Consider the following 5634-nt stretch of genomic DNA (forward strand, 5'->3'; position numbering starts at 1 on the left):
TCGCTCAAAAGCAAAACCCCCAAGCTTTTAGGGCTTGGGGGTTTTGGGGATAAGAGCCTGGCGATGACCTACTTTCACACGGGTAGTCCGCACTATCATCGGCGCAAAGTCGTTTCACGGTCCTGTTCGGGATGGGAAGGGGTGGTTCCGACTCGCTATGGTCACCAGGCATGAGGGGTAGCCGGGCTGACGCGGGGGTCAGCGCGGCGAATCTGGGTGTAGTAAAGGGGGGTTGTGGTTGCACACCTTGGGCACAAGGCGAAACACACTGGTTATAGGATCAAGCCTTACGGGCAATTAGTACTGGTTAGCTTAACGCATTACTGCGCTTCCACACCCAGCCTATCAACGTCCTGGTCTCGAACGACCCTTCAAGGAGGTCAAGCCTCCAGGGAATCCTCATCTTCAGGCGAGTTTCCCGCTTAGATGCTTTCAGCGGTTATCTCTTCCGTACATAGCTACCCTGCGATGCCTCTGGCGAGACAACAGGTACACCAGCGGTACGTCCACTCCGGTCCTCTCGTACTAGGAGCAGCCCCCGTCAAGATTCCAACGCCCACGGCAGATAGGGACCAAACTGTCTCACGACGTTTTAAACCCAGCTCACGTACCTCTTTAAATGGCGAACAGCCATACCCTTGGGACCGGCTACAGCCCCAGGATGAGATGAGCCGACATCGAGGTGCCAAACACCGCCGTCGATATGAACTCTTGGGCGGTATCAGCCTGTTATCCCCAGAGTACCTTTTATCCGTTGAGCGATGGCCCTTCCATTCAGAACCACCGGATCACTATGTCCTGCTTTCGCACCTGCTCGACTTGTCGGTCTCGCAGTTAAGCACGCTTTTGCCATTGCACTTTAGGTACGATGTCCGACCGTACCAAGCGTACCTTCGAACTCCTCCGTTACACTTTGGGAGGAGACCGCCCCAGTCAAACTGCCTACCATGCACTGTCCCCGACCCGGATTCACGGGTCAAGGTTAGAACCTCAAACAAACCAGGGTGGTATTTCAAGGACGGCTCCACGTGAACTAGCGTCCACGCTTCAAAGCCTCCCACCTATCCTACACAGATCGGTTCAAAGTCCAATGCAAAGCTACAGTAAAGGTTCATGGGGTCTTTCCGTCTAGCCGCGGGGAGATTGCATCATCACAAACACTTCAACTTCGCTGAGTCTCGGGAGGAGACAGTGTGGCCATCGTTACGCCATTCGTGCAGGTCGGAACTTACCCGACAAGGAATTTCGCTACCTTAGGACCGTTATAGTTACGGCCGCCGTTTACCGGGACTTCAATCAAGAGCTTGCACCCCATCATTTAATCTTCCGGCACCGGGCAGGCGTCACACCCTATACGTCCACTTTCGTGTTTGCAGAGTGCTGTGTTTTTATTAAACAGTCGCAGCCACCATTTTATTGCAACCCCTTCACCCTCCTGGCGCAGGCCAGTCAAGCTACAAGGGCGTACCTTATCCCGAAGTTACGGTACCAATTTGCCGAGTTCCTTCTCCCGAGTTCTCTCAAGCGCCTTAGAATACTCATCTCGCCCACCTGTGTCGGTTTGCGGTACGGTCTCGTATGACTGAAGCTTAGAGGCTTTTCTTGGAACCACTTCCGATTGCTTCGCAGCTTAAAGCCGCTCGCCCCACATCCTTGAATTCCGCGCCCGGATTTGCCTAAGCGCCTTCTCCAATGCAGGGACCGGGACTTCCAACACCCGGACAACCTTCCGCGATCCGTCCCCCCATCGCATCATACGACGGTGCAGGAATATTAACCTGCTTCCCATCAGCTACGCATCTCTGCCTCGCCTTAGGGGCCGACTCACCCTACGCCGATGAACGTTGCGTAGGAAACCTTGGGCTTACGGCGAGGGGGCCTTTCACCCCCTTTATCGCTACTCATGTCAGCATTCGCACTTCTGATACCTCCAGCATCCTTTACAAGACACCTTCACAGGCTTACAGAACGCTCTCCTACCACGCACATTGCTGTGCGTCCGCAGCTTCGGTATATAGCTTAGCCCCGTTACATCTTCCGCGCAGGACGACTCGATCAGTGAGCTATTACGCTTTCTTTAAAGGGTGGCTGCTTCTAAGCCAACCTCCTGACTGTTTTAGCCTTCCCACTTCGTTTCCCACTTAGCTATATTTGGGGACCTTAGCTGGCGGTCTGGGTTGTTTCCCTCTTGACACCGGACGTTAGCACCCGATGTCTGTCTCCCGTGATTGCACTCTTCGGTATTCGGAGTTTGCTATGGCGGGGTAATCAGCAATAGACCCCCCAACCATGACAGTGCTCTACCCCCGAAGGTGAGACACGAGGCACTACCTAAATAGTTTTCGGAGAGAACCAGCTATTTCCAGATTTGTTTAGCCTTTCACCCCTATCCACAGCTCATCCCCTAACTTTTCAACGTTAGTGGGTTCGGTCCTCCAGTACGTGTTACCGCACCTTCAACCTGGCCATGGATAGATCATCTGGTTTCGGGTCTACACCCAGCGACTCAACGCCCTGTTCGGACTCGCTTTCGCTACGCCTTCCCTAATCGGTTAAGCTTGCCACTGAATGTAAGTCGCTGACCCATTATACAAAAGGTACGCCGTCACCCGTTTCCAGGCTCCGACTGTTTGTATGCATGCGGTTTCAGGATCTATTTCACTCCCCTCCCGGGGTTCTTTTCGCCTTTCCCTCACGGTACTGGTTCACTATCGGTCGATTACGAGTATTTAGCCTTGGAGGATGGTCCCCCCATCTTCAGACAGGATTTCACGTGTCCCGCCCTACTTGTCGTACACCTAGTTCCACAACGCTGTTTTCGCATACAGGGCTATCACCTGCTATGGCCGGGCTTTCCATCCCGTTCTGCTAACAATGCTGCTAAAGAGTACAAGGCTCTTCCCATTTCGTTCGCCACTACTTTGGGAATCTCGGTTGATTTCTGTTCCTGCAGCTACTTAGATGTTTCAGTTCGCCGCGTTCGCTTCCGTGACCTATGTATTCAGTCACGGATGACCCATTCGGGCCGGGTTTCCCCATTCGGACATCTCCGGATCAAAGCTCGTTTGCCAGCTCCCCGAAGCTTTTCGCAGGCTACCGCGTCCTTCATCGCCTGTAATCGCCAAGGCATCCACCACATGCACTTGTTCGCTTGACCCTATAACGAGTGTGTCTCGTCGACACCTACCTTATAGGTCTGAGTTCTCGCGTTTGTGCCGTATTCCAAGTCATCTTTCGATCACTTAAATACTTTTTGGTTGATACAATCACAACCCGGTATCGTGTTGGGTACTTCAGCCTCTCATCAAGGCTTCACGACACCTTTACTACATCCCATATTGTTAAAGAACAGCCGACCGTCTCCGGTCGATCTTGGCAATGCCAAACGCAAACATTCGCCATCGAACGCTTGCGTTTGGCCTTCCAATTCCAAGGCCCGCTCACCCTGAGGTGATGGTGGAGGATGACGGGATCGAACCGACGACCCCCTGCTTGCAAAGCAGGTGCTCTCCCAGCTGAGCTAATCCCCCGCGATAACTTGGTGGGTCTGGTAGGACTTGAACCTACGACCCCCGCCTTATCAAGACGGTGCTCTAACCACCTGAGCTACAGACCCTTGGCTGTAACAGCAAACAACCGATAAGTGTGAACGCTTGACTTGTGAACACAAGCCTCTAGAAAGGAGGTGATCCAGCCGCACCTTCCGATACGGCTACCTTGTTACGACTTCACCCCAGTCATGAACCCTGCCGTGGTAATCGCCCTCCTTGCGGTTAGGCTAACTACTTCTGGCAAAACCCACTCCCATGGTGTGACGGGCGGTGTGTACAAGACCCGGGAACGTATTCACCGCGGCATGCTGATCCGCGATTACTAGCGATTCCAGCTTCACGTAGTCGAGTTGCAGACTACGATCCGGACTACGATGCGTTTTCTGGGATTAGCTCCCCCTCGCGGGTTGGCAACCCTCTGTACGCACCATTGTATGACGTGTGAAGCCCTACCCATAAGGGCCATGAGGACTTGACGTCATCCCCACCTTCCTCCGGTTTGTCACCGGCAGTCTCTCTAGAGTGCTCTTGCGTAGCAACTAGAGACAAGGGTTGCGCTCGTTGCGGGACTTAACCCAACATCTCACGACACGAGCTGACGACAGCCATGCAGCACCTGTGTCCACTTTCCCTTTCGGGCACCTAATGCATCTCTGCTTCGTTAGTGGCATGTCAAGGGTAGGTAAGGTTTTTCGCGTTGCATCGAATTAATCCACATCATCCACCGCTTGTGCGGGTCCCCGTCAATTCCTTTGAGTTTTAATCTTGCGACCGTACTCCCCAGGCGGTCAACTTCACGCGTTAGCTACGTTACTGAGAAAATGAATCCCCAACAACTAGTTGACATCGTTTAGGGCGTGGACTACCAGGGTATCTAATCCTGTTTGCTCCCCACGCTTTCGTGCATGAGCGTCAGTCACGTCCCAGGGGGCTGCCTTCGCCATCGGTATTCCTCCACATCTCTACGCATTTCACTGCTACACGTGGAATTCTACCCCCCTCTGACGCACTCTAGCCTTGCAGTCACAAGCGCAATTCCCAGGTTGAGCCCGGGGATTTCACGCCTGTCTTACAAAACCGCCTGCGCACGCTTTACGCCCAGTAATTCCGATTAACGCTCGCACCCTACGTATTACCGCGGCTGCTGGCACGTAGTTAGCCGGTGCTTATTCTTCCGGTACCGTCATCTACCCCAGGTATTAGCCAGAGCAATTTCTTTCCGGACAAAAGTGCTTTACAACCCGAAGGCCTTCTTCACACACGCGGCATTGCTGGATCAGGGTTGCCCCCATTGTCCAAAATTCCCCACTGCTGCCTCCCGTAGGAGTCTGGGCCGTGTCTCAGTCCCAGTGTGGCTGATCGTCCTCTCAGACCAGCTACTGATCGTCGCCTTGGTGGGCCTTTACCCCACCAACTAGCTAATCAGACATCGGCCGCTCCTGCTGCGCGAGGCCTTTCGGTCCCCCGCTTTCACCCTCAGGTCGTATGCGGTATTAGCTAATCTTTCGACTAGTTATCCCCCACAACAGGGTACGTTCCGATGTATTACTCACCCGTTCGCCACTCGCCGCCAGACCGAAGTCCGCGCTGCCGTTCGACTTGCATGTGTAAGGCATGCCGCCAGCGTTCAATCTGAGCCAGGATCAAACTCTTCAGTTCAATCTCTGTTCTGGTGCCGAAGCACCTCGCTCTTTCGAGCGGTCGCTCACTCTCAGAAAACTGACTGGCTCGCATCCGAAGATGCAAACCAACATGTTTTACTGTGCGAGCACTGATAACTTTTGAAGCAGCGCGCTGACCGAAGTCACCGCGGCGTTCGCCATCAAGCGCCCACACTTATCGGTTGTTTGGTTGTTAAAGAACCTCAACGTCCGGCTTTGCCGTCGTTGCCGCCGCATCGCTTTCGCTGCAGCAGAGAAACGAGATTATGCAGAGCATTCAGCGTTTCGTCAACAGTTTGCAGAAGATTTTTTATCTGCCGTCAGCGCCCTTTCCTGCCCAGACACCAACCACTGCCGCCCCGCAAACCCTTGCCAACACTGCCTTGGCAGCGCGCTTCGTGTTGCGAGGGGGCGAATATTAG

The 5634-nt window shown here is 53.8% G+C and carries 2 tRNA genes and 3 rRNA genes; all 5 read right to left on the reverse strand.

Going from position 1 to position 5634, the window contains the following annotated elements:
* Positions 1–55: 55 nt before the first annotated feature.
* The 5 genes from rrf to F7R19_RS29200 all read right to left on the reverse strand — a co-directional run bounded on the left by rrf (position 56) and on the right by F7R19_RS29200 (position 5210).
* Positions 56–169: ribosomal RNA gene (rrf, locus tag F7R19_RS29180) — 5S ribosomal RNA — on the reverse strand.
* Between the two features lie 107 nt (positions 170–276).
* Positions 277–3157 (reverse strand): 23S ribosomal RNA (locus tag F7R19_RS29185).
* Between the two features lie 297 nt (positions 3158–3454).
* A tRNA-Ala gene (locus F7R19_RS29190) sits at positions 3455–3530 on the reverse strand.
* A gap of 9 nt (positions 3531–3539) precedes the next feature.
* Positions 3540–3616, reverse strand: a tRNA-Ile gene (locus F7R19_RS29195).
* A gap of 62 nt (positions 3617–3678) precedes the next feature.
* Positions 3679–5210: ribosomal RNA gene (locus F7R19_RS29200) — 16S ribosomal RNA — on the reverse strand.
* Together the 16S, 23S and 5S rRNA genes with 2 tRNA genes alongside form the textbook arrangement of a ribosomal RNA operon.
* Positions 5211–5634: the final 424 nt, after the last annotated feature.

Origin of the sequence: Cupriavidus pauculus, from assembly GCF_008801835.1 — a bacterium.
In the GTDB taxonomy this organism is placed as follows: Bacteria; Pseudomonadota; Gammaproteobacteria; order Burkholderiales; family Burkholderiaceae; genus Cupriavidus; species Cupriavidus pauculus.